The 23182-nt window shown below is 46.7% G+C and carries 26 protein-coding genes; 25 read left to right on the top strand and 1 reads right to left on the bottom strand.

The window, feature by feature from the left end:
• Window positions 1–3 precede the first annotated feature (3 nt).
• On the top strand, window positions 4–1053 hold the full coding sequence (fni, locus tag L3V45_RS11060; RefSeq protein ID WP_015388064.1) for a type 2 isopentenyl-diphosphate Delta-isomerase: 1050 nt from the start codon (window positions 4–6) through the stop codon (window positions 1051–1053).
• Between the two features lie 34 nt (window positions 1054–1087).
• On the opposite strand, the gene L3V45_RS11055 is transcribed toward fni, so the two are convergent.
• A complete protein-coding gene (locus L3V45_RS11055; protein WP_003153429.1) occupies window positions 1088–1219 on the bottom strand; it encodes a YpzI family protein in 132 nt (43 codons plus the stop codon).
• Window positions 1220–1295: 76 nt separating this feature from the next.
• Between L3V45_RS11055 and L3V45_RS11050 the strand changes: the two genes are divergently transcribed.
• The 24 genes from L3V45_RS11050 (at window position 1296) to hisC (ending at window position 23135) form a co-directional block, all read left to right on the top strand.
• Window positions 1296–1898: a YphA family membrane protein gene (locus tag L3V45_RS11050; protein ID WP_003153431.1), complete on the top strand. Its 603-nt coding sequence runs from the start codon at window positions 1296–1298 to the stop codon at window positions 1896–1898.
• Between the two features lie 192 nt (window positions 1899–2090).
• A complete protein-coding gene (gene der, locus L3V45_RS11045) occupies window positions 2091–3401 on the top strand; it encodes a ribosome biogenesis GTPase Der (RefSeq protein WP_003153433.1) in 1311 nt (436 codons plus the stop codon).
• A gap of 17 nt (window positions 3402–3418) precedes the next feature.
• Window positions 3419–4456, top strand: coding sequence for an NAD(P)H-dependent glycerol-3-phosphate dehydrogenase (locus tag L3V45_RS11040; protein ID WP_003153434.1), 1038 nt, complete (start codon window positions 3419–3421; stop codon window positions 4454–4456).
• Window positions 4457–4774: 318 nt separating this feature from the next.
• Window positions 4775–4978, top strand: coding sequence for a DUF2768 domain-containing protein (locus L3V45_RS11035; RefSeq protein ID WP_003153435.1), 204 nt, complete (start codon window positions 4775–4777; stop codon window positions 4976–4978).
• Between the two features lie 19 nt (window positions 4979–4997).
• Window positions 4998–5732, top strand: a complete 735-nt coding sequence (locus L3V45_RS11030) for a hypothetical protein (RefSeq protein ID WP_003153436.1) — start codon at window positions 4998–5000, stop codon at window positions 5730–5732.
• A 186-nt stretch (window positions 5733–5918) separates the two neighbouring features.
• Window positions 5919–7397 carry a stage IV sporulation protein A gene (gene spoIVA / locus L3V45_RS11025; RefSeq protein ID WP_003153438.1) on the top strand — a complete coding sequence of 493 codons (1479 nt, stop codon included), beginning with the start codon at window positions 5919–5921 and terminating at the stop codon, window positions 7395–7397.
• A gap of 374 nt (window positions 7398–7771) precedes the next feature.
• Window positions 7772–8050: a non-specific DNA-binding protein Hbs gene (gene hbs / locus L3V45_RS11020; RefSeq protein ID WP_003153447.1), complete on the top strand. Its 279-nt coding sequence runs from the start codon at window positions 7772–7774 to the stop codon at window positions 8048–8050.
• A 186-nt stretch (window positions 8051–8236) separates the two neighbouring features.
• Window positions 8237–8809, top strand: a complete 573-nt coding sequence (folE, locus tag L3V45_RS11015; protein ID WP_003153448.1) for a GTP cyclohydrolase I FolE — start codon at window positions 8237–8239, stop codon at window positions 8807–8809.
• 20 nt (window positions 8810–8829) lie between these two features.
• A complete protein-coding gene (gene mtrB / locus L3V45_RS11010; protein ID WP_003153449.1) occupies window positions 8830–9057 on the top strand; it encodes a trp RNA-binding attenuation protein MtrB in 228 nt (75 codons plus the stop codon).
• A 156-nt stretch (window positions 9058–9213) separates the two neighbouring features.
• Complete coding sequence (gene hepS / locus L3V45_RS11005) at window positions 9214–9969, top strand: heptaprenyl diphosphate synthase component 1 (RefSeq protein ID WP_003153451.1); 756 nt, start codon at window positions 9214–9216, stop codon at window positions 9967–9969.
• Window positions 9970–9974: 5 nt separating this feature from the next.
• A complete protein-coding gene (gene menG / locus L3V45_RS11000) occupies window positions 9975–10676 on the top strand; it encodes a demethylmenaquinone methyltransferase (protein WP_003153453.1) in 702 nt (233 codons plus the stop codon).
• Between the two features lie 28 nt (window positions 10677–10704).
• Window positions 10705–11667, top strand: coding sequence for a heptaprenyl diphosphate synthase component II (gene hepT, locus L3V45_RS10995; protein WP_003153454.1), 963 nt, complete (start codon window positions 10705–10707; stop codon window positions 11665–11667).
• 120 nt (window positions 11668–11787) lie between these two features.
• Window positions 11788–12234 carry a nucleoside-diphosphate kinase gene (gene ndk, locus L3V45_RS10990; RefSeq protein WP_003153455.1) on the top strand — a complete coding sequence of 149 codons (447 nt, stop codon included), beginning with the start codon at window positions 11788–11790 and terminating at the stop codon, window positions 12232–12234.
• A gap of 189 nt (window positions 12235–12423) precedes the next feature.
• The gene (locus L3V45_RS10985; protein ID WP_015388067.1) at window positions 12424–13194 is read left to right on the top strand and encodes a protein-glutamate O-methyltransferase; all 771 of its coding nucleotides are present in this window, start codon (window positions 12424–12426) and stop codon (window positions 13192–13194) included.
• A gap of 71 nt (window positions 13195–13265) precedes the next feature.
• Window positions 13266–14438 carry a chorismate synthase gene (gene aroC / locus L3V45_RS10980; RefSeq protein ID WP_003153459.1) on the top strand — a complete coding sequence of 391 codons (1173 nt, stop codon included), beginning with the start codon at window positions 13266–13268 and terminating at the stop codon, window positions 14436–14438.
• On the top strand, window positions 14438–15526 hold the full coding sequence (gene aroB, locus L3V45_RS10975) for a 3-dehydroquinate synthase (protein ID WP_014305310.1): 1089 nt from the start codon (window positions 14438–14440) through the stop codon (window positions 15524–15526). The genes aroC and aroB overlap by 1 nt, the downstream gene beginning before the upstream one ends.
• Window positions 15523–15906 carry a chorismate mutase gene (gene aroH, locus L3V45_RS10970; RefSeq protein WP_003153463.1) on the top strand — a complete coding sequence of 128 codons (384 nt, stop codon included), beginning with the start codon at window positions 15523–15525 and terminating at the stop codon, window positions 15904–15906. Before aroB ends, aroH begins: the two co-directional genes overlap by 4 nt.
• A gap of 223 nt (window positions 15907–16129) precedes the next feature.
• Window positions 16130–17677 carry an anthranilate synthase component I gene (gene trpE / locus L3V45_RS10965; RefSeq protein WP_025852693.1) on the top strand — a complete coding sequence of 516 codons (1548 nt, stop codon included), beginning with the start codon at window positions 16130–16132 and terminating at the stop codon, window positions 17675–17677.
• Window positions 17649–18665, top strand: coding sequence for an anthranilate phosphoribosyltransferase (trpD, locus tag L3V45_RS10960; RefSeq protein ID WP_052586205.1), 1017 nt, complete (start codon window positions 17649–17651; stop codon window positions 18663–18665). Before trpE ends, trpD begins: the two co-directional genes overlap by 29 nt.
• A complete protein-coding gene (gene trpC, locus L3V45_RS10955) occupies window positions 18658–19410 on the top strand; it encodes an indole-3-glycerol phosphate synthase TrpC (protein WP_234949380.1) in 753 nt (250 codons plus the stop codon). The genes trpD and trpC overlap by 8 nt, the downstream gene beginning before the upstream one ends.
• 4 nt (window positions 19411–19414) lie before the next feature.
• On the top strand, window positions 19415–20068 hold the full coding sequence (locus L3V45_RS10950; protein ID WP_014305306.1) for a phosphoribosylanthranilate isomerase: 654 nt from the start codon (window positions 19415–19417) through the stop codon (window positions 20066–20068).
• Window positions 20049–21251, top strand: coding sequence for a tryptophan synthase subunit beta (gene trpB, locus L3V45_RS10945; RefSeq protein WP_014305305.1), 1203 nt, complete (start codon window positions 20049–20051; stop codon window positions 21249–21251). The genes L3V45_RS10950 and trpB overlap by 20 nt, the downstream gene beginning before the upstream one ends.
• The gene (trpA, locus tag L3V45_RS10940; RefSeq protein WP_007612229.1) at window positions 21244–22041 is read left to right on the top strand and encodes a tryptophan synthase subunit alpha; all 798 of its coding nucleotides are present in this window, start codon (window positions 21244–21246) and stop codon (window positions 22039–22041) included. The genes trpB and trpA overlap by 8 nt, the downstream gene beginning before the upstream one ends.
• A gap of 11 nt (window positions 22042–22052) precedes the next feature.
• Entirely contained in the window at window positions 22053–23135 is a 1083-nt protein-coding gene (gene hisC / locus L3V45_RS10935; RefSeq protein WP_003153476.1) for a histidinol-phosphate transaminase, read from the top strand.
• Window positions 23136–23182: the final 47 nt, after the last annotated feature.

Raw genomic sequence — 23182 nt, 5'->3', positions numbered from 1 at the left:
AACGTGACACGAGCAGAACGAAAAAGAGAACATATAAATCATGCGCTGTCTACCGGCCAAAACCGGGAAACGGGGCTTGATGATATTACGTTTGTTCATGTCAGCCTACCGAACCTAGCATTGGAAAAAGTGGATATATCAACGAAAATCGGCGGACTCACAAGCAGTTCGCCGATTTTTATCAATGCGATGACAGGCGGCGGCGGACAGCTTACATACGAAATTAACAGATCGCTGGCAAGAGCCGCGCGCAAAGCCGGCATGCCGCTGGCTGTCGGTTCGCAAATGTCGGCTTTAAAAGATCCCTCCGAACGGTATTCTTACGAGATCGTCAGAAAAGAGAATCCGGACGGGCTGATATTTGCCAATTTAGGCAGCGAGGCGGATGCCGAGCAGGCAAAAAGAGCAATTGATATGATTCAAGCGGATGCCCTCCAGATTCATTTAAATGTGATTCAGGAGATCGTCATGCCGGAGGGAGACAGAAGCTTTACCGGCGCTCTCGGCCGTATTGAGCGGATTGCGGCGGAAGCGGGAGTTCCCGTTTTTGTCAAAGAAGTCGGCTTCGGAATGAGCAGGGAGTCGGCACGGCAGTTATTTGATGCCGGTGCGGCAGCAGTTGATGCCGGCGGATACGGCGGTACAAATTTCTCTAAGATTGAAAATATGCGCAGAGAGAAGGCGCTTCAATTTTTTAATACGTGGGGAATTTCCACTGCCGCAAGCTTAGCGGAAATCCACTCGCTCTCCGCTGATCAATCAATTATCGCATCCGGCGGGCTGCAAAGTGCCTTGGATGTCGCCAAATCGATTGCCCTCGGCGCTTCTGGCGCGGGAATGGCCGGCACCTTCCTGAAAGCTCTCACCTCCAAAGGAGAAGAGGGGCTGTTTGACGAGATGACGGCGCTTTTACAAGAGCTGAAAATGATTATGACCGCCCTCGGATGCCAATCGGTTGCCCAATTGCAAAAGGCGCCTTTGGTCATAAAAGGTGACACACATCACTGGCTTTCTGAACGGGGAATTGACACATCCCGTTTCAGCAGACGTTAAAAGGCATGCGAACCCGCATGCCTTTTTCTGTTTTTTACGATTTTCTTTTTCGGAATTCACCGTTTTGCTCAAGGCTTGTCGCTCCTTTATGGTGAATCGAATCATCGCGATCAGATTCCACCCGGCGGGAGGCTTTCAGTTTTTTCTCCTGTCTGTCTTTTCCCATTTTTATCCGCTCCTTTCAGGCATAATTGGTTTAAAAAATGCGTTCCCGCTCCATACTGGTCAGAGGAGGAGCGATTATGGAACCGTTTTATTATTACTGGTCAATGTGGTTTTTATGGATACTTGCGACTTTTATTTTTGCCAAAACAAAAAGCCGTTTTTACGTATCAGTCTTTATTTTGACTAATATGATGGCAAGCATACATCAGATAACGGCTTATTTTACGCTGAACGCGGCATATGTCATGTTTTTTGCTGCGGCATTTGTTTATGCGGGAAGCCTCGGCATGCATAAACGGCTCCGTCATATTGTGATTCATCTGACGGCGGCTGCGGCGTACGGCTTTATTTTTCTTTTTGCATTATATGACCCTGTTTGGTTTATCATAAAACCTGAATGGGCGGCGGTTATACTGCTTACCGTTATTACGCTTTCTGTTGAGGGGCGGTTCCCTGAGAGGCTTTGTCTTTTTGTTCTCGGCATGTGCCAGGGGGAGTTATTGTATGCTGCGGTCATCCGCAACATTGCGGGTGCAGCAGCCGTCGGTGATTATAAATGGCTTTCAGGCTGTTCGGCGGGAGTGATTCTTCTCGTCGGGCTGACTACATATGAACAGCTTGCGGCGCGCATCAGCCAAAAAAGCAAAAAGCAGGGCAAAGGAGCGACAAAAATGTCTTGAAAACAGACGGAGACTGTTACATGAATGCGAAACATTTTGAAGAATACATTGTGATCTCAGTGAAAACTGATATAATAAATGAGTTAAGCCCTTCTGTTTGAAGGGTTCTTTTCATAGCGAAGATGATTTTTAATAACCGGTTGAACAATTTTTTGTGAAAATGTAAGCGGCTGGATTGAAAGGAAGGGTACTATGGGTAAACCTGTCGTAGCCATTGTCGGAAGACCGAATGTGGGAAAATCCACAATCTTTAACCGGATTGCGGGTGAAAGAATTTCAATAGTAGAAGATACCCCCGGAGTGACGCGGGACCGGATATACAGTTCGGCGGAATGGCTGAATTATGATTTTAACCTGATTGATACGGGCGGAATTGATATCGGAGACGAGCCGTTTCTGACACAGATCCGCCAGCAGGCTGAAATCGCCATGGACGAGGCTGATGTGATCATCTTTATGGTGAACGGCCGCGAAGGTGTGACGTCTGCGGATGAAGAAGTGGCAAAAATACTGTACCGGACGAAAAAACCGGTCGTATTAGCCGTTAATAAATTAGATAATACCGAAATGAGAGCGAACATTTATGACTTTTATGCGCTCGGCTTTGGAGAACCGTATCCGATTTCGGGGACACACGGTTTAGGATTGGGAGATTTGCTCGATGCTTGTGCCGAGCATTTTAAAAACATTCCGGAGACGAAGTACAGTGATGATGTCGTTCAATTCTGCCTGATCGGCCGCCCGAATGTCGGAAAATCATCCCTTGTCAATGCGATGCTCGGCGAAGAGCGGGTTATCGTGAGCAACGTAGCCGGAACGACTAGAGACGCTGTGGATACGGCGTTCACTTACAATCAGCAGGAATTTGTAATCGTTGACACGGCGGGAATGAGAAAAAAGGGTAAAGTATATGAAACAACAGAAAAATACAGTGTGCTGCGGGCGTTAAAAGCCATTGACCGCTCAGACGTCGTCGGCGTTGTGCTGAATGCAGAAGAAGGCATCCTTGAGCAGGACAAGCGGATCGCCGGATACGCCCATGAAGCAGGGAAAGCCGTCGTCATTATCGTAAACAAATGGGATGCCGTTGATAAGGACGAGCGCACGATGAAAGAATTTGAACAGAATATTCGGGAGCATTTCCAATTTCTCGATTATGCGCCGGTGCTGTTTATGTCGGCACTGACGACAAAGCGGATTCATACACTCATGCCTGCGATTATTAAAGCGAGTGAAAACCACTCTCTCCGCGTGCAGACAAATGTCTTAAATGATGTCATCATGGATGCGGTCGCCATGAATCCGACTCCGACGCACAACGGCTCCCGTCTGAAAATTTATTATGCGACTCAAGTCGCTGTTAAGCCGCCGAGCTTCGTTGTTTTTGTCAACGATCCGGAACTGATGCATTTTTCTTATGAACGCTTTTTAGAAAACCGAATCCGGGACGCTTTCGGATTTGAAGGTACGCCAATTAAAATATTTGCAAGAGCAAGAAAATAAAAAGGTGTGATACAGAGATGAAAAAAGTGGCAATGCTTGGAGCGGGAAGCTGGGGCACTGCACTTTCTTTAGTGCTGGCTGATAACGGACATCAAGTCATGATGTGGGGACACCGTGCCGAATTGATCGATCAAATCAACGAACTGCATGAAAACAAAGATTACCTGCCGGGTGTGGAGCTATCAAGTTCTATCATCGGGACAGCCGATTTAAGCGAGGCTTTAAAAGGAGCTGACTTCATCATTGTGGCAGTACCGACAAAAGCCATTCGGGAAGTGCTGAAAAAGGCTCTGCCGTACATCCCGAAACAATCGATTTTTGTTCATGTCAGCAAGGGAATTGAGCCGGATTCGCTTCTCCGCATTTCAGAATTAATGGAGGAGGAGCTGCCTGAGGAGTACAGAAAAGACATCGTCGTGCTTTCAGGGCCGAGCCACGCTGAGGAAGTCGGATTAAGACACCCGACGACTGTTACATCATCTTCAAAAAATATCAAGGCTGCAGAAGCGGTTCAGGATTTATTCATGAACCAGCATTTCCGCGTCTATACAAATCCCGATATGATCGGTGTTGAAATAGGGGGAGCGTTAAAAAATATCATCGCTCTTGCAGCGGGGATTACAGACGGATTGGGATACGGAGATAATGCAAAAGCGGCCTTAATCACCCGAGGTCTTGCTGAAATCGCCAGACTCGGCACAAAGATGGGCGGAAATCCGCTCACCTTTTCCGGCCTGACCGGCGTAGGCGATTTAATCGTGACGTGTACAAGCGTTCATTCCCGAAACTGGCGCGCCGGCAACCTGCTCGGCAAAGGATATAAGCTGGAAGCTGTCCTGGATAAGATGGGGATGGTTGTTGAAGGCGTGCGGACGACGAAAGCTGCGTATCAGCTGTCTCAAAAATATCAGGTGAAAATGCCGATCACAGAAGCGCTTCACCAAGTATTATTTAATGGGCAGAAGGTAGAAACTGCCGTAGAATCCTTAATGGCCAGAGTGAAAACCCATGAGATGGAAGACTTGGTCAACACATTCGAAAACCGGGTGAAGTGACAATAACATGCCGTCAGCATATTCTGAAGTGACGAAAGTACAAAACGCAGAACTCTCCGGCTGAAATCGCTTAAAACATTTGCTGATTTAGGCAGAAGAGGATGCAGACGTACGCATCTACGCATACTATAGCATCGAAGTCCAAGAGAGTGTATCTCAGACGTACAGGTGAATATAGTCAACTTGACTGAAGCAAAGTCCCCCTCTTTGCTTCAGTTTTTTTGTTTTTTCAATAGATGGAAAACCTGTTGATCTTTTCAACATTTGTATATTAAAATGAAATATAACGCTTACAATGATGGGATGGGGGGCACGAACTTGAGTGTGGCATTGATGAAAATGTGGTTTGCGCTTGGTGCTATGGGATTAATGTTTGTTGCGGTCGCCTCTATTTATGTCAGCAGGTACAAAGTGAAAAACAAACTGATAAAAGCAGCGGTTTCTTCACTCGCTTATGCCTGCATGGTCATCTCGGGATTGATCGTGTTAATGGTCGTTTTCAGCGGGCCTGTCAATGAATAAAGCCAAAAGGGGGCGCGGAATGCATAAGTTAAAAATGGCCGTCATAACGGCAATGGCGGTGCTTCTGCTGTCGGGCTGTCTGTACCCTGAAGCAAAAAAAACTGAAAATAAAGTATCTTACAAACATCAGCTTCAGCAGGTGCAAGCGGCAGTGGATGAATTTAAAAAGGCGAACGGCGGACTTCTGCCGATTCAGACAAAAGATATGAAAACACCGCTCTATCAAAAATATCCGATAGATTTTAAGCGGCTCGCGCCCAGATACATCGAGGAGCCGCCGGCCTCAGCTTATGAAAGCGGAGGAATGTACCAATACGTGCTTGTCGATGTGGAAAATAAGCCGACCGTCAAGCTGGTCGATCTCCAAATGGCGGAAGCAATCCGCGACATGAAGCTGCGTGTCAAAATGTATCAGGAAAAGCATACATATCCTCCCTATGAGGACGCTGTTTCAAAAGGCCTGTTCACTTTAAATAAAAAAAAGCTCGGCATGAAAGACTCTCCTTCAGTCAAAAGTCCGGTTTCAGGCACGTCTCTGCCGCTTTTAATCGGCGCTGACGGAGAAATCTATGCCGACTATCGCGTCGATCTCGCCCGCTGCTTGAAGGAAAACAAAAAGAAAATCAAACCGGGCGCGGAAATTCAGGATATTTTATGGAAAGAGACTCCTTTCGTCCCGGCCTTTTCAGTCACATACACCGTAAATGAAAAACAGGAACCCGTTTTTTTAGAAAGTCAAACGAAACAGGAATGAACCTTTTTCCCGCGCATACAAATAGGGAGAAAGGTTTTTTTTGATTTTGATAGAAAAGATTGCCTGAAAATTTTCTAAAGATGTCATATTGAAATAGGACAACGTCATACACATATAGTGTCCTGTATTTGATTGGAGAATGGTGAATGAAAAATGATAAGGATAGGAAGTCCGGGAGGGGATCACTTGGAAAAGGTCGATATTTTCAAGGATATCGCTGAACGAACAGGAGGCGATATATACTTAGGAGTCGTTGGCGCTGTCCGTACAGGGAAATCTACATTCATTAAAAAATTTATGGAGCTTGTGGTGCTCCCGAATATCAGCAATGAGGCCGACCGAGCGCGGGCGCAGGATGAGCTTCCGCAAAGCGCAGCAGGAAAAACGATAATGACCACAGAACCAAAATTTGTCCCGAATCAAGCCATGTCCGTTCATGTCGCGGAAGGACTTGATGTCAACATCCGTCTTGTGGATTGTGTGGGATATACGGTTCCCGGGGCGAAGGGATATGAGGATGAAAACGGTCCGAGAATGATCAATACACCTTGGTATGAAGAACCGATTCCCTTTCATGAGGCTGCGGAAATCGGTACGAGAAAAGTCATCCAGGAACACTCCACAATCGGGGTCGTCATTACGACAGACGGCTCAATCGGCGATATTGCGCGGGGCGATTACGTGGAAGCGGAAGAAAGAGTCATCGACGAGCTGAAGGAAGTCGGCAAACCGTTTATTATGGTCATCAACTCGGTAAAACCGTACCACCCGGAAACAGAAGCGCTCAGAGCTGAATTAAGCGCGAAATATGATATTCCCGTCCTCGCCATGAGTGTTGAAAGCATGCGGGAAACAGATGTGTTAAGCGTCCTCAGAGAAGCGCTTTACGAGTTCCCTGTGCTGGAAGTCAATGTCAACCTTCCGAGCTGGGTCATGGTGCTGAAAGAAAATCATTGGCTCAGAGAGAGCTACCAGGAATCAGTGAAAGAAACCGTAAAAGATATTAAACGCCTGCGCGATGTCGACCGGGTTGTCGGCCACTTCAGTGAATTTGAGTTTATTGAAAGCGCCGGATTGGCCGGAATCGAACTTGGCCAGGGTGTCGCAGAAATTGATTTGTATGCGCCGGATCATTTATATGACCAGATTTTAAAAGAAGTGGTCGGCGTTGAAATCCGCGGGAAAGACCACCTGCTTGAATTAATGCAGGACTTCGCCCACGCGAAAAAAGAATATGATCAGGTATCAGATGCGCTGAAAATGGTGAAACAGACCGGCTACGGCATTGCCGCCCCGGCCTTAACCGATATGAGCCTTGATGAACCGGAAATCATCAGGCAGGGATCAAGGTTCGGAGTAAGGCTGAAAGCGGTCGCTCCGTCCATTCATATGATCAAAGTGGATGTGGAAAGTGAATTCGCACCGATCATCGGGACAGAAAAACAAAGTGAAGAGCTTGTCCGCTACTTAATGCAGGACTTTGAAGATGATCCGCTTTCTATCTGGAATTCCGATATTTTCGGCAGATCATTGAGCTCTATCGTAAGAGAAGGAATCTCCGCAAAACTGTCACTCATGCCGGAAAATGCGAGATACAAACTGAAAGAAACGCTGGAGAGAATTATTAACGAAGGCTCAGGCGGCCTGATCGCCATTATTTTGTAAGCTGAAGGACCTCTTCCTGAAACGGGGGGTCTTTTTTTATTCTTTTTAGATACTGGAAATCAATCAAGGATTAGGAGGAAAAAAGCAAAAAAAGGAATATTTGTTCGGTAAAACACGTGAAAACCTTGACGAGCAAGGGATTGAGGCTTTAAAATGCTTGATATGGCTTTTTATATGTGTTACTCTACATACAGAAAATCTTCACTTTGTTGGACAAACATTCCTCAAAGTGTCTGTTTTCTTATGAAAAGCCGTTTACTTGTCTGTTCTTCCCTGCTTTGATTTTTTATCAGACAGGTTTAGAATCAGGCTGAACTGTGAAGAAATGATAATAAACTGCTGATTTGATACCCTTTTGGGAGGAGGTGAAAGGCATGAACAAGACAGAACTAATCAATGCGGTTGCTGAAGCAAGCGAATTGTCTAAAAAAGACGCTACAAAAGCAGTTGATTCTGTTTTTGATACGATTTTAGATGCACTTAAAAACGGTGATAAAATCCAACTGATCGGTTTCGGTAACTTTGAGGTGCGCGAGCGTTCTGCACGTAAAGGACGTAACCCGCAAACGGGTGAAGAAATCGAAATCCCTGCAAGCAAGGTACCTGCTTTCAAACCAGGTAAAGCTCTTAAAGACGCTGTTGCAGGAAAATAATTGTGAATATAGATCGTGTATGCATCTGATACATACACTTTGTTTCTTCACAGAAAAGCCCCTTGATAAAGGGGCTTTTCATATTTAAGCAGCCCCGGTCACCGGGCAGGACTTTCGTTTTGCTTTTGGCGCGGCAAATGTGCTAGAATCGAAATTAAATGTATTCAATGGTGGAGGACACAGACAATGAAAGAAGTTAATAAAGAACAGATTGAACAGGCGGTTCGCCAGATTTTAGAGGCGATTGGAGAAGATCCGGACCGGGAAGGGCTTTTAGATACGCCGAAACGCGTGGCAAAAATGTACGCGGAAGTATTCTCGGGATTAAATGAAGACCCGAAAGAACACTTTAAAACCGTTTTCGGAGAAGACCATGAGGAGCTTGTTCTTGTAAAAGATATCGCGTTTCATTCCATGTGTGAACATCACCTTGTTCCTTTTTACGGAAAAGCGCATATTGCCTACATTCCGCGCGGCGGCAAAGTGACGGGCCTGAGTAAATTGGCGCGGGCGGTGGAAGCCGTCTCAAAACGCCCGCAGCTGCAGGAGCGCATTACTTCAACGATTGCAGAAAGCATCGTAGAGACCTTAGATCCCCATGGCGTCATGGTTGTCGTCGAAGCTGAGCATATGTGCATGACGATGAGGGGCGTAAGAAAGCCTGGCGCAAAAACAGTGACTTCCGCTGTAAGAGGTATTTTTAAAGATGACGCAGCGGCGCGTTCCGAAGTGTTAGAACATATTAAACGTGCGGATTAATAATGATAGAGGGTGCAGATATGAATTCAAAGCATTCAAGTGATTTTGTCGTCATTAAAGCGGTTGAGGACGGCGTGAACGTCATCGGTTTAACGAGAGGAACGGATACGAAATTTCACCATTCCGAAAAACTGGACAAAGGCGAAGTGATTATCGCTCAGTTTACTGAGCATACCTCTGCCATCAAAGTGAGAGGCAACGCCCTCATCCAGACCGCTTACGGAGAAATGAACAGCGAAAAAAAATAAGCCGGCTGTTTCCCGCTTTTGCCAAATGCCCGCAAACGGCGGGAGAATACAGCCAATTTCTTTTTTTTATGCTATAATGATACCTGCGTATAATAATGACGAGTAAATCTCATACATATTAGAATAAATGTGAATTTGGGGACAAGGGTGATATTTTTGCAAGACATCTACGGAACTTTAGCGAATCTAAATACGAAATTAAAACAAAAGCTGTCTCATCCTTATTTAGCGAAACATATTTCCGCGCCTAAAATCGATGAGGATAAGCTTCTTCTTTTTCACGCTTTGTTTGAAGAGGCGGACATTAAGAACAACGACAGAGAAAATTACATAGTAACTGCGATGCTTGTCCAAAGCGCCCTTGATACCCACGATGAAGTGACAACAGCCAGAGCGTTAAAGCGAGACGAAAATAAAAACCGGCAGCTCACCGTGCTTGCCGGCGACTATTTCAGCGGACTGTATTATTCGCTTTTATCTGAAATGAAGGATATCTATATGATTCGGACGCTCGCTACGGCAATTAAAGAAATCAATGAGCATAAAATCCGTCTGTACGATCGGTCTGTCAATGACTTGAATCAATTGATCGAAAGCATGGCGATTGTGGAAGCGGCCTTGTTTCACAGAGTGTCAGACCACTTTAATCTTCCGCGCTGGAAAGAGCTGGCGAGTGATTTTTTTGTATATAAGCGACTGATGAACGGCAATGCTATATTTCTCGATGTCATCGGCAATATTGTACAGTCAGGGAAATCAAAGGCTGACATAATGGAAGATAGCTTCCGAAAGGCAAAGCAAAGCATTGAAACGCTGCTGCCGCTCAATTCACCAATCCAAAACCTCATGCTGAACCGGCTTAAAGCGATCAGCCAGGACAAAACATATCATCAGAAAGTGGAAGAAGGGTAATCAACATGCAGGAGTCAAAAGAACAGCGCGTACACGGCGTGTTTGAAAAAATCTATAAAAATTATGACCAAATGAACTCTGTTATCAGTTTTCAGCAGCATAAAAAATGGCGCGATAAAACGATGCAGATCATGAATGTAAAAGAAGGCGCAAAAGCGCTTGATGTCTGCTGCGGAACGGCTGACTGGACGATTGCCCTCGCAGAAGCGGCCGGAAAAAGCGGCGAAATCAAAGGACTGGATTTCAGCAAAAATATGCTGAGCATCGGCGAGAAAAAAGTGAAAGAGGGCGGTTACAGCCAAATTGAACTTTTGCACGGAAATGCGATGGAGCTTCCTTTCGCTGATGATTCTTTTGATTTTGTCACCATCGGCTTCGGGCTGCGGAACGTTCCCGACTATCTGACCGTGCTGAAAGAAATGCGGCGGGTCGTCAAACCGGGCGGGCAGGTCGTATGTCTGGAAACATCCCAGCCGGAAATGTTCGGATTCAGACAGGCATATTTTCTATATTTTAAATACATCATGCCTTTCTTCGGAAAAATGTTTGCGAAGAGCTATAAAGAATATTCTTGGCTTCAAGAATCGGCAAGAGAATTTCCCGGTATGAAAGAACTTGCGCGTCTGTTTGAAGAAGCGGGCCTGACGAATGTCAAATACCATTCGTTTACCGGCGGAGTGGCCGCTACGCATATCGGTTGGAAATGATGAATATACAGATGTTTGGGTGAATGATATGAAATTTAAAATGGCCTATTCTTTTTTAAATGACGATATTGATGTGATCGAAAGGGAACTTGAGCAAACGGTGCGGTCAGACTATCCCTTGCTGAGTGAAGCCGGGCTCCATCTGCTCCAGGCGGGAGGCAAGCGGATCCGCCCTGTTTTCGTATTGCTTTCCGGCATGTTCGGCGACTATGACATTAATAAAATAAAATATGTTGCGGTGACGCTGGAAATGATTCATATGGCGTCCCTCGTGCATGACGACGTCATTGATGACGCCGAGCTGCGGAGGGGAAAACCGACCATCAAAGCCAAGTGGGACAACCGTATCGCCATGTATACCGGTGATTATATGCTTGCGGGCTCACTGGAGATGATGACGAGATTGGATGAGCCGAAAGCCCACCGGATCCTGTCCAAAACCATCGTAGAAGTATGCCTCGGAGAAATTGAACAGATCAGAGATAAATACAATATGGAACAAAACCTCAGAACCTATTTGCGCCGCATCAAACGGAAAACGGCTCTTCTCATTGCCGTCAGCTGCCAGCTCGGCGCCATCGCTTCGGGAGCTGATGAGAAGATTCACAAAGCATTATATTGGTTCGGCTATTACGTGGGCATGTCCTACCAGATTATTGACGACATTCTTGATTTCACTTCAACGGAAGAGGAACTGGGAAAGCCGGTCGGAGGGGATCTGCTGCAAGGAAATGTCACTCTGCCCGTTTTGTACGCGCTCCGTCAGCCTGAATTGAAAAATCAGCTGAAATTAATTAACAGTGAAACAACACAGGAGCAGCTCGCCCCCATTATTGAAAATATTAAACGCACAGACGCAATTGAAAAATCAATGGCCGTCAGTGACAGGTACTTAAAAAAAGCGTTTGAAAAACTGAATACACTGCCGAGAGGACGGGCGCGCTCATCATTGGCCGCCATCGCCAAATATATCGGCAAACGGAAATTTTAAATTCCTTTTACGAACAAGATGTGAACATTCTCCGCCCTGGATTGATTAATTGTCAGAAAGATGTTACGATTTCGGTGTGCAACTTGAAAGCCTATACATAATGATGGGGTGGAGAATCTTATGGAAAAAACTTTTATCATGGTAAAACCGGACGGCGTACAGCGCCAGCTGATCGGAGAGATTTTATCCAGATTTGAGCGTAAGGGCTTACAATTGGCAGGAGCCAAGCTAATGCAAGTTTCAGAACAGATGGCTGAAAACCATTATGCTGAACATAAAGGGAAGCCGTTTTTCGGCGAGCTTGTGGAATTCATTACATCAGGACCCGTATTTGCAATGGTATGGGAAGGGGAAAATGTAGTAGAGATCACAAGACAGCTGATCGGAAAAACGAACCCGAAAGATGCACTGCCGGGCACGATCCGCGGTGACTACGGCATGTTTGTCGGCAAAAATATCATTCACGGTTCAGACTCCTTAGAAAGCGCTGAGCGGGAAATTGACATTTTCTTCAAACAGGAAGAGCTTGTACCGTATCAAAAATTAATGGCCGACTGGGTGTACTAAGCCGTCAGCCTTTCTTTTTCTCTTGTTATGAAAAGGTTTACATATTTTAAAAAAGACAGAGGCTGCGCTGCCCTGTCTTTTCATTTCTCACAAATCAGCCTGCGGGCTGATTTTTTTATTGAAATCGTACAAATTAGAAAGAAAACAGGCTATACTAGGACAAAAGACAGCGAGATTGGGAGAGAAGCAATGGAGCCTTACGAAATTTTTATCACCAAGTGGAAACAAATAACCGGCGTTGATTTATCTTTATACAAAGAAGCACAGATGAAAAGACGGCTGACGTCCCTTTATGAAAAAAAGGGATTCAAAGATTTTCAGGAATTTGCCGCCGCTTTGGAGAAAGACAAGCTTTTATTAAATGAAACATTGGACAGGATGACGATCAATGTTTCTGAATTTTACCGAAATTATAAACGGTGGGAAGTTCTTGAAACCTCAATTCTTCCGTTAATAAAGCATAACAAACCGTTAAAAATATGGAGTGCGGCCTGTTCAACGGGGGAGGAACCCTATACTTTGGCTATGATTCTCAGTCAGCAGGCGGGTTTGGCCGGATTTGATATATTGGCGACAGATATTGATGAAAAGGCGCTTGGCAAAGCCAAGCGGGGCATCTATCAGGAACGCTCGCTGCAAGAGGTGCCGGCTTCCGTGAAAAGCCGTTATTTCACCAAGCAGGCTGACAACAGTTATCAAGTAAAACAAGAGATTCAAAAAAACATCCGGTTTAAGCGGCACAACCTGCTCGCCGACAGCTATGAACAGGATTTTGATCTGATCGTCTGCCGCAACGTCTTTATTTATTTTACTGAAAAAGCAAAAGAAGAGCTGTATGTAAAAATGGCGGGCAGCCTGAAAAAGAACGGAATTCTGTTTGTCGGAAGCACAGAGCAGATTTTCAGCCCGGAAAAATTCGGCCTTGAGAGCACTGATACATTTTTTTATCAAAAAAGATAGAAGACATTTAATGAAAACTTGTGGTATAGTTTTACTTAAAAGCGTTAATGCGATGAAGGGAGAAGAAAGAAATGAGATACTTAACAGCCGGAGAATCACACGGCCCGCAGCTGACGACAATTATAGAAGGTGTGCCTGCGGGGCTTTATATAACTGAAGAAGACATTAATTTTGAGCTTGCCAGACGTCAAAAAGGGCACGGCCGCGGACGCCGCATGCAGATTGAAACGGACAGAGCGAAGATCACAAGCGGCGTGCGGCATGCCCGGACACTCGGTTCACCCATCGCGCTCGTTGTAGAGAATAAAGATTGGACTCACTGGACAAAAATCATGGGCGCAGCACCGATTACAGAAGAAGAAGAAAGTGAAATGAAACGTCAGATTTCAAGACCGAGACCGGGACACGCAGATTTGAACGGGGCTATTAAGTATAATCACCGCGATATGAGAAATGTGTTAGAACGATCTTCCGCGCGTGAGACAACGGTTCGCGTGGCTGCCGGAGCCGTCGCTAAAAAGATTTTAGCGGAGCTTGGCATTAAAGTCGCCGGACACGTCCTGCAAATCGGCAGCGTAAAAGCAGAGAAAACCGATTACACATCCATTGAGGATCTCAAACGGGTAACGGAAGAATCACCGGTGAGATGCTACGATGAAGAAGCAGGCCGTCAAATGATGGCAGCCATTGATGAAGCGAAGGCAAACGGCGACTCGATCGGCGGAATTGTTGAAGTGATCGTCGAAGGTATGCCGGTCGGTGTCGGAAGCTATGTCCATTATGACCGTAAGCTTGACAGCAAGCTCGCTGCAGCCGTTCTGTCGATTAACGCGTTTAAAGGCGTAGAGTTCGGCATCGGTTTTGAAGCGGCCGGCAAAAACGGCAGTGAAGTTCATGATGAAATCGTATGGGATGAAGAGAAAGGCTATACACGCGCCACAAACAGGCTCGGAGGATTAGAAGGCGGTATGACGACGGGAATGCCGATTGTCGTCCGCGGCGTCATGAAACCGATCCCTACTTTGTATAAGCCGCTGAAAAGCGTCGACATTGAAACGAAAGAACCGTTTACAGCGAGCATTGAACGTTCAGACAGCTGCGCGGTTCCGGCAGCAAGCGTAGTGGCTGAAGCTGCAGTGGCCTGGGAAATCGCAAATGCCGTCGTAGAACAATTCGGGCTTGACCAGATCGACCGCATTAAAGAAAATGTTGAAAACATGAAAAAACTATCGAGGGAATTCTGATGAAAGAGCTTGAGGTTCGGACAGCTTCCTCCGCATATCCCGTGTATATCGGTGAAGGCATAAGGAAACAGGCCGCTGCTCTTTTGTCTTCACTGAACAGGCCGCTGACAAAGATCCTTCTCGTCATCGATGCTGAAGTTGACCGGCTTTACGGCGATGAGATGTTCCGGCTTTTAAACGAAACATGGCCCGTGAAAAAAGTAATCGTTCCAAGCGGAGAAGAAGCGAAGTCTCTAAAAGAGTATGAACGGATTCAAACGGAAGCGATCGCTTTCCATATGGACCGCTCTTCATGTATGATCGCCTTCGGAGGCGGCGTGACGGGTGATTTGGCCGGCTTTTGCGCAGCGACTTTTATGCGCGGAATTGATTTCATCCAAATGCCGACGACACTGCTTGCCCATGACAGCGCGGTCGGCGGCAAGGTGGCCGTCAACCATAAACTCGGAAAGAACTTAATCGGCGCGTTTTATCAGCCGAAAGCGGTGATTTACGATACGGAGCTTCTGAAAACCCTGCCGGAACAAGAGCTGAGATCGGGCATGGCTGAAGTGATCAAACACGCGTTTATCGCCGATCATGCTTTTTTAGAAAAACTTCTCACGTTTGACACGTTGCAAGGACTGACAAGCGCTGAGCTGAATGAAATGATTTATAAAGGAATTTCAATCAAATCGGCCGTCGTGCGTGAGGACGAAAAGGAAGAGGGGATAAGAGCTTTTCTGAATTTCGGCCATACGCTCGGCCATGCCGTTGAGGCGGAATACGGCTACGGCCGGATTACTCATGGCGATGCGGTCGCCCTCGGCATGCAGTTTGCCCTTTACGTGAGTGAACAGGTTGCGGGTTGCAAGATGAACAGGAAAGAACTCACACAATGGCTGATTGGGCTCGGCTACCCGGGAAGTATAAGACAAGATATTGAAACGCCGGTTCTCTCCGCCCGGATGATGAATGATAAAAAAACGCGCGGAGGCATGACACAGTTCATCGTGTTAAAGGAATTAGGCGAAGCGCGGGACTGCATGCTTTCAAAAGATGAGCTCGAAAATTTGCTGAACAAATGGCGAATGGAGGAAACAGCATGATGATACGCGGCATTCGCGGAGCAACAACGGTGGAACAAGACACCGAACAAGAAATTTTAGAAAAAACACAGCAGCTGCTTGAAAAAATCATTGAACAAAATGGATGCAAGCCGGAAGACGTTGTACAGATCCTGTTATCCGCCACGCCTGATATCCATTCCGTATTTCCGGCAAAAGCGGTCCGCCGCCTTTCCGGGTGGCAGTACGTCCCGGTGACGTGCATGCAGGAAATGGATGTCACCGGCGCTCTGCAAAAGTGTATCCGTGTCCTGATGACGGTTCAGACGGATACGCCTCAGGATGAAATCAAGCATGTCTATTTAGAAAAAGCCGTTGTGTTAAGGCCGGATTTATCATTGACAAAAAATACTGACATGTAATACGATAAACAAAGCTTAGAAATACACAAGAGTGTGTATAGAGCTGGTAAGTAAGATATTGAACAGTTGAGTTTAGAATAGGGTAGCAGAGAATGAGTTTAGCTGAGCTGAGATAAACACGTTTTTATTCTGCCCAAAAGAAGCCTTTCTTTTGGGTTTATTTCTTATACGCAAGACTCCTCTCACTCTTCATCTCATTCTCCTTACCGTAAGGAGGAGAATCATGAATTTACAATCGGATGTTTCTTTATTTTTAAAGGACAGTCTGACACACCGCACCATTCCAATCGCAGAGACTTTTACGGTCGACACGATCACACCCATTCAGATGGTTGAAAAACTGGACAGAAACATTACGTATCTTTTAGAAAGCAAGGATGAGTCGTCAAGCTGGTCGAGATACTCTTTTATCGGCCTCGATCCTTTTATCACGATTAAAGAGAGTCATCACACATTCACTGCCGCTGATCCAAACGGGCATACGCTGTTTGAAGCCGGAGAATTAAAAGCCGTGCTTGATTGGATGAATGAAAGCTTCCGCATTAAAACACCCGAGCTTGATATCCCGTTTTCGGGAGGGGCGGTCGGTTATCTGAGCTATGACATGATTCCTTTGATTGAGCCTTCCGTGCCGAGCCACGCGAAAGAAACAGATTTCGAAAAATGCATGCTGTTTGTCTGCCGGAAAATCATCGCGTACGACCACGAAACGAAACAAGTGCATTTCATTCAATATGCGGCGCTTAACGGCCGGGAGACGGAGGAAGAAAAGCGGGCCGTTTTTAAAGAAAATTGCGCGGAGCTTCGTAAGCTTATCGGTATTTTGACAGAACCGAAAGATATGAAAGAGCCGTTTTTTTCTAAAGAATCATTTGAAACGCCAAGTTTTGCCGATGTGACATCCAATTATACAAAAGAAGAGTTTATGGCCGGCGTCGATAAACTGAAAGAATATATAAAAGCCGGAGACATTTTTCAAGGGGTGCTTTCGCAAAAGTTTGACATTCCGGTATCCAGACATTCATTTGAGCTGTACAGGGTGCTCCGCATCGTCAATCCTTCACCTTATATGTACTATATCAAACTGCCTGACAGAGACATTGTCGGGAGTTCGCCTGAACGTCTGATCCGCGTGGATGACAGGCACCTGGAAATTCATCCGATTGCCGGAACGAGAAGAAGGGGCGCCGGAAAAGAAGAGGACGATCGCCTCAAAAAAGAGCTGATGAATGACGAAAAAGAGAAAGCTGAACATTATATGCTCGTCGATCTTGCGCGCAATGACATCGGCAGAGTTGCGGAGTACGGTTCCGTAGCCGTTCCGGAATTCACAAAGGTCGTTTCTTTTTCACATGTGATGCACATCATCTCTGTTGTAACCGGCCGTTTAAAACAGGGCGTCCATCCGGTTGATGCGCTGATGTCGGCATTCCCGGCAGGAACACTCTCGGGCGCTCCGAAAATCCGCGCGATGCAGCTTTTAAATGAATTAGAACCGACTTCCAGAGAAACCTACGGCGGATGTATCGCTTATATCGGATTTGACGGGTCAATTGATTCGTGTATCACCATCCGCACCATGAGTGTCAAAAACGGTACGGCGTCGGTGCAGGCGGGCGCGGGAATAGTCGCTGATTCGGTCCCGGAAGCCGAATATGAAGAGAGCTGTAACAAAGCGGGGGCGCTTTTAAAAACGATTCAAATCGCAGAAGACATCTTTTCTGGCAGGGAGGAGAAGACGGATGAACAAATTTCTGCAATCGTGCGTTAATGGCCGCACGCTGAAAACCGGAGAAGCCGAAAAGCTGATGGAGATGATGATGAACGGGGCCATGTCGCAGTCTGAGATCGGAGGGATTTTATCGGTATTAGCCCACCGGGGTGAAACGGCGGAGGAGCTTGCCGGATTTGTAAAAGTGATGCGGGCGCGGGCACAGACGGCGGGTGGCTTGGCGGATGTCGTTGATACGTGCGGAACAGGCGGAGACGGGATTTCTACGTTTAACATATCCACGGCAGCGGCGATTACAGCTTCTGCCGCCGGAGCTAAAGTTGCCAAGCACGGAAATCGCTCCGTTTCGTCTAAAAGCGGCAGCGCGGATGTGTTGGAAAAGCTGGGGGTTTCCATTCAAGCCACTCCAGAAAGCGTCAAACGCAGCATTGAAATGAAACAAATGGGGTTTTTGTTTGCGCCGCTGTTTCATTCGTCAATGAAGCACGTCGCCGCCGCAAGAAAAGAGCTTGGCTTCCGAACCGTATTTAATCTGCTGGGCCCGCTCAGCAACCCGCTGCAGGTGAAGCGGCAGGTGATCGGCGTCTATTCATTTGATAAAGCGCGCCTGATGGCAAGCGCTTTGGAACAATTTGATGTCAGACACGTCATGCTTGTGTCGGCGCGTGACGGATTAGATGAACTGTCCATCACAGCACCGACAGATATCATTGAGCTGAAAAACGGTGAACGTCTGGAATATTCCGTTTCACCTGAACAATTCGGTTTTGCAGAAGGTTCATTGAAGGATATTCAAGTGAGTTCATCGGAAGAAAGCGCGCTTCTCATTCAGAATATTTTTGCAAATAGAGCTCCGTCATCCGCTCTGCATATTACCGCCTTAAATGCGGGCGCAGCCATTTATACGGCAGGTCTTGCAAACGATCTGAAAGAAGGAACGAAAACAGCCTTAGAAGCGATTCAAAACGGAGATGCCATAAGGCAGCTCGAACGTCTGAAACAGAAAGAGGAAGAAATGTATGCTTGATCAAATCATTCTGCAGAAAAAAGAAGAAATCAAATCCATCGTGCTGCCGGAAACCTGTCAAATTGAACGGAGATCCTTTAAAGAAGCGCTCCTGAACCCGAACCGTTTTATCGGGCTGATTGCCGAAGTGAAAAAAGCTTCGCCGTCTAAAGGATTGATTAAAGAGCATTTTGTTCCGGAAACGATTGCGGCGGATTATGAAGCGGCTAAAGCCGACGCCCTTTCGGTTCTCACGGATATCCGTTTTTTTCAGGGGAGAAATCAATTTCTGACAGATGTTAAACAAACCGTGTCTCTTCCCGTGCTGAGAAAAGATTTTATTATTGATTCCCTTCAGGTGGAGGAATCGTTCAGGATCGGCGCCGATGCCATTTTGCTGATCGGGGAAGCGCTGGAACCTTCAAAGCTTCATGAGCTTTATCTGGAAGCCCGCGGGAAGGGCATGGACGTTCTCGTTGAAGTCCATGATGAAACTGTGCTTGAACGGATTTTACAAGTGTTTCAGCCGGACATTCTCGGCATAAACAACCGGGACTTAAAAACGTTCCGTACTTCTGTTTCGCAAACGGAAAAAATAGCGCAGCTTGTGCCGGACGGCTGCCTGCTGGTCAGCGAAAGCGGCATCGGTTCTTTGGCTGACCTGCAATTCGTCAACAAGCACGGGGCGCAGGCTGTATTGGTCGGAGAATCCTTAATGAGAGAGGATTCGCAGCAAAAGGCGATCCGCGGACTGTTCGGAGAGTGACGATATGAAAAAGCCTGAGTTAAAGTACTGCGGAATACGATCGAAGCGTGATTATGAACTTGCGGCAGCTTCAGAAGCGGATTATCTGGGATTTATTTTTGCCGCAAGCAAACGGAGAGTAACGCCGGATGAGGTCCGGAAATGGAAAGAGCAGGTCCGGACAGACAAGAAACATGTCGGAGTATTTGTAAATGAAACGATAGAAAACATCGCGCAAATCGCATCTGATCTGGCACTTGACGTCATCCAGCTTCACGGTGATGAATCGCCTGAGGATGCCCTTCGCCTCCGTCCGCTTGTGCGCTCGGAAATATGGAAAGCGCTCCATCACGGGGAAGGGACGCTCCGTCAGATGGCTCAATTTACACCTGCTGTCGACGGCTATGTCATTGATTCTTCAGTGACAGGAATGAGAGGCGGGACGGGAATCGCGTTTTCATGGGCCCGTGTCCCCTTGTACCGAAAGCAGGCTCAAAATGCAAGCAAGCGCTGTTTTATTGCGGGCGGTGTTAATCCTGAAACGATTACCGGCTTACTGAGATCGCGTCCGTGCGGTATAGATCTTGCCAGCGGAATTGAAAAAAACGGACACAAGGATCAAACACTGATCCGGCTTTTAGAAGAAAGGATGAACCACTATGTATCCATATCCAAATGAAATCGGAAGATACGGCGAATTCGGCGGCAAATTTGTCCCTGAAACATTGATGCGGCCCCTTGAGGAAATCGAAACGGCTTTCACAGAATTAAAAAATGATCCTGTTTTTCATGCCGAATATAAAAAACTATTGTTTGATTACTCCGGAAGACCGACTGCATTAACGTTCGCAGACAGGGTGTCAGAGTATTTGGGAGGGGCGAAAATCTATCTGAAAAGAGAAGATTTAAACCATACCGGTTCTCATAAAATTAACAACGCGTTAGGCCAGATTCTGCTTGCTAAAAAGATGGGCAAAACGAAAATCATCGCCGAAACCGGTGCGGGACAGCACGGTGTGGCTGCCGCGACAGCCGCCGCAAAATTCGGTTTTAAATGTACGGTTTTTATGGGTGAAGAAGACGTTGCGCGCCAGTCGCTGAACGTATTCCGGATGAAACTGCTCGGCGCGGAAGTGGTGCCGGTCACAAGCGGCAACGGCACGCTGAAAGATGCGACGAATGAGGCAATCAGGTATTGGGTCCAGCATTGTGAAGATCATTTCTATCTTATCGGTTCTGTAGTGGGTCCGCACCCATATCCGTATATCGTTCGCGAATTTCAGAAAATCATCGGCGAGGAAGCGAAAGAACAGCTCCGCCGGGTTGAAGGAACGCTCCCGGACAAGGTTGTTGCATGTGTCGGCGGCGGAAGCAATGCGATGGGCATATTTCAGGCCTTTTTAGACGAAGACATTGAGCTGATCGGCGCCGAGGCGGCCGGAAAAGGGATTGATACGCCGCTGCATGCGGCAACGATCGCAAAAGGGACGCTCGGGGTGATTCACGGATCAATGACCTATTTAATACAAGATGAATACGGGCAGATTATCGAACCGTATTCCATTTCAGCAGGCCTTGATTACCCGGGGATCGGCCCTGAGCACGCCTATCTGCACAAAAGCGGCCGTGTAACGTACGAAAGCGTGACAGACGATGAAGCGATTGCCGCGTTACGTCTGCTTTCTGAAACAGAAGGTATTCTTCCGGCTATTGAATCTGCCCACGCCCTGGCAAAAGCGTTTGAAATGGCAAAGGACATGGATAAAGACAAAATCATTCTCGTCAGTTTGTCGGGAAGAGGAGATAAAGATGTTCATACGCTGATGAATGTTTTGGAAAACGGGGTGGAGACACATGTTTAATCTGCGAGATTCTGAAAAATTGTTTATCCCTTTTATCACAGCGGGCGATCCGCTTCCTGACATTTCTGTTGAACTGGCAATATCATTACAGAATGCAGGCGCTTCTGCCCTTGAAATCGGCGTTCCTTACACAGATCCGCTTGCGGACGGACCCGTCATACAACGGGCTTCAAAACGGGCTCTGGAAAACGGAATGAATATCGTAAAAGCCATTGAACTTGGCGGCAAAATGAAAAAAAACGGCGTTCATATTCCAATTATCCTCTTTACGTATTATAATCCTGTGTTACAATTAGAAAAAGAATACTTTTTCGCTTTACTGCGGGAAAACGACATAGACGGCCTGCTTGTACCCGACCTTCCATTAGAGGAAAGCGCCCTTTTGCAAATGACATGCAAAAAGGAGAACATCGCTTATATCTCGCTGGTTGCGCCGACAAGTGAAGACCGTTTGAAAATAATTACTGAACAGGCCTGCGGCTTTGTGTATTGTGTATCCTCTTTAGGAGTGACGGGCGTACGCAGCGAATTCGATCCGTCTGTATACTCTTTCATTCGTAAGGTGAAAGAATTCAGCTCTGTTCCGGTGGCGGTCGGTTTTGGCATTTCAAACCGCAAACAGGTTGACGGGATGAATGAAATATCTGACGGTGTCGTTGTCGGGAGCGCGCTTGTCAAAAAAGTTGAAGAGCTTAAAACAAAGCTTGTGAATCCCGGCACAAGAGCTGATGCGCTTCTTGAATTTGAAGAATACGCGAAGACGTTCGGACGACTGTACAGTGTAAAATGAGGTGACTGGATTTGCAGATTAAAGAACAGCTGCGGCAGCTGAAACCGTATCAGCCGGGCAAACCAATAGAAGAAGTGAAAATGGAATACGGGCTTGAAAAAGTAGTAAAACTCGCTTCTAACGAAAATCCGTTCGGCTGTTCACAGGCCGCAAAAGATGCGCTGCATCAGGAGATTGAGCAGCTTGCGCTGTATCCCGACGGTTACAGTGCCGCTTTGAGAACGCGGCTCAGTGAGCATCTGCAGGTCAGTGAATCTTCGATCATTTTCGGCAACGGCTCTGATGAGCTAGTGCAGATTATCTGCCGTTCTTTATTAAATGATCAGGCAAACACGATTACCGCCGCCCCGACTTTCCCGCAATACAGACACAATGCGGTGATTGAAGGCGCTGAGGTGCGCGAGGTGCCGCTCCGCAGTGACGGCGCTCATGATTTAGACCGGATGCTGGAAGCAATTGACGGCGAGACGAAAGTCATATGGGTATGCAACCCCAATAATCCGACGGGGACATATACTTCTGAGCAAGAGTTAATTGCCTTTTTAAACAGAGTTCCCGAGCATATACTCGTTGTACTTGATGAAGCGTACTACGAGTATGTTACGGCGGACGATTACCCTGAAAGCATTCCGCTTTTAAAGCAATATCCGAATGTCATGATCCTCCGCACCTTCTCTAAAGCGTACGGACTTGCCGCGCTGCGTGTCGGATACGGCATTGCGGACGAAGCGCTGATCCGCCAGATTGAACCGGCGAGAGAGCCGTTCAATACGAGCAGAATCGGTCAGGCTTCGGCACTGGCAGCGCTTGACGACCACACATTTATTCAGGAATGCGTCGAGAAAAATAAAGCGGGCCTTAAGCAGTATTATGATTTTGCGGAAACTCACGGATTAACTTGTTATCCTTCACAAACCAACTTTGTGCTCATTGATTTTAACCGTCCGGCGGATGAACTGTTCCAAGCCCTGTTGGAAAAAGGATATATCGTCCGTTCAGGACAGGCGCTCGGATTTCCGACAGCGTTAAGGATTACGGTCGGTACGAAAGAGCAGAATGAGGAAATTCTCACAATCTTAGCTGAAATATTATAAGAGGTGATCAAGCATCACCTCTTTGCTCTATTAAAATAGTTGAAAAA

Source organism: Bacillus sp. R45, assembly GCF_021729365.1.
In the GTDB taxonomy this organism is placed as follows: Bacteria; Bacillota; Bacilli; order Bacillales; family Bacillaceae; genus Bacillus; species Bacillus velezensis.
The sequence above is the reverse complement of the archived record's forward strand: the minus strand, read 5'-3'. Positions and strand labels throughout refer to the sequence as shown.

Coding starts and splice junctions, on each gene's coding strand:
- L3V45_RS11055 (WP_003153429.1), bottom strand. CDS start 1,219: ATGGGAAAAGACAGACAGGAGAAAAAACTGAAAGCCTCCCGCCGGGTG.
- L3V45_RS11050 (WP_003153431.1), top strand. CDS start 1,296: ATGGAACCGTTTTATTATTACTGGTCAATGTGGTTTTTATGGATACTT.
- der (WP_003153433.1), top strand. CDS start 2,091: ATGGGTAAACCTGTCGTAGCCATTGTCGGAAGACCGAATGTGGGAAAA.
- L3V45_RS11040 (WP_003153434.1), top strand. CDS start 3,419: ATGAAAAAAGTGGCAATGCTTGGAGCGGGAAGCTGGGGCACTGCACTT.
- L3V45_RS11030 (WP_003153436.1), top strand. CDS start 4,998: ATGCATAAGTTAAAAATGGCCGTCATAACGGCAATGGCGGTGCTTCTG.
- hbs (WP_003153447.1), top strand. CDS start 7,772: ATGAACAAGACAGAACTAATCAATGCGGTTGCTGAAGCAAGCGAATTG.
- folE (WP_003153448.1), top strand. CDS start 8,237: ATGAAAGAAGTTAATAAAGAACAGATTGAACAGGCGGTTCGCCAGATT.
- mtrB (WP_003153449.1), top strand. CDS start 8,830: ATGAATTCAAAGCATTCAAGTGATTTTGTCGTCATTAAAGCGGTTGAG.
- menG (WP_003153453.1), top strand. CDS start 9,975: ATGCAGGAGTCAAAAGAACAGCGCGTACACGGCGTGTTTGAAAAAATC.
- hepT (WP_003153454.1), top strand. CDS start 10,705: ATGAAATTTAAAATGGCCTATTCTTTTTTAAATGACGATATTGATGTG.
- ndk (WP_003153455.1), top strand. CDS start 11,788: ATGGAAAAAACTTTTATCATGGTAAAACCGGACGGCGTACAGCGCCAG.
- L3V45_RS10985 (WP_015388067.1), top strand. CDS start 12,424: ATGGAGCCTTACGAAATTTTTATCACCAAGTGGAAACAAATAACCGGC.
- aroC (WP_003153459.1), top strand. CDS start 13,266: ATGAGATACTTAACAGCCGGAGAATCACACGGCCCGCAGCTGACGACA.
- aroB (WP_014305310.1), top strand. CDS start 14,438: ATGAAAGAGCTTGAGGTTCGGACAGCTTCCTCCGCATATCCCGTGTAT.
- aroH (WP_003153463.1), top strand. CDS start 15,523: ATGATGATACGCGGCATTCGCGGAGCAACAACGGTGGAACAAGACACC.
- trpE (WP_025852693.1), top strand. CDS start 16,130: ATGAATTTACAATCGGATGTTTCTTTATTTTTAAAGGACAGTCTGACA.
- trpD (WP_052586205.1), top strand. CDS start 17,649: ATGAACAAATTTCTGCAATCGTGCGTTAATGGCCGCACGCTGAAAACC.
- trpC (WP_234949380.1), top strand. CDS start 18,658: ATGCTTGATCAAATCATTCTGCAGAAAAAAGAAGAAATCAAATCCATC.
- L3V45_RS10950 (WP_014305306.1), top strand. CDS start 19,415: ATGAAAAAGCCTGAGTTAAAGTACTGCGGAATACGATCGAAGCGTGAT.
- trpB (WP_014305305.1), top strand. CDS start 20,049: ATGTATCCATATCCAAATGAAATCGGAAGATACGGCGAATTCGGCGGC.
- trpA (WP_007612229.1), top strand. CDS start 21,244: ATGTTTAATCTGCGAGATTCTGAAAAATTGTTTATCCCTTTTATCACA.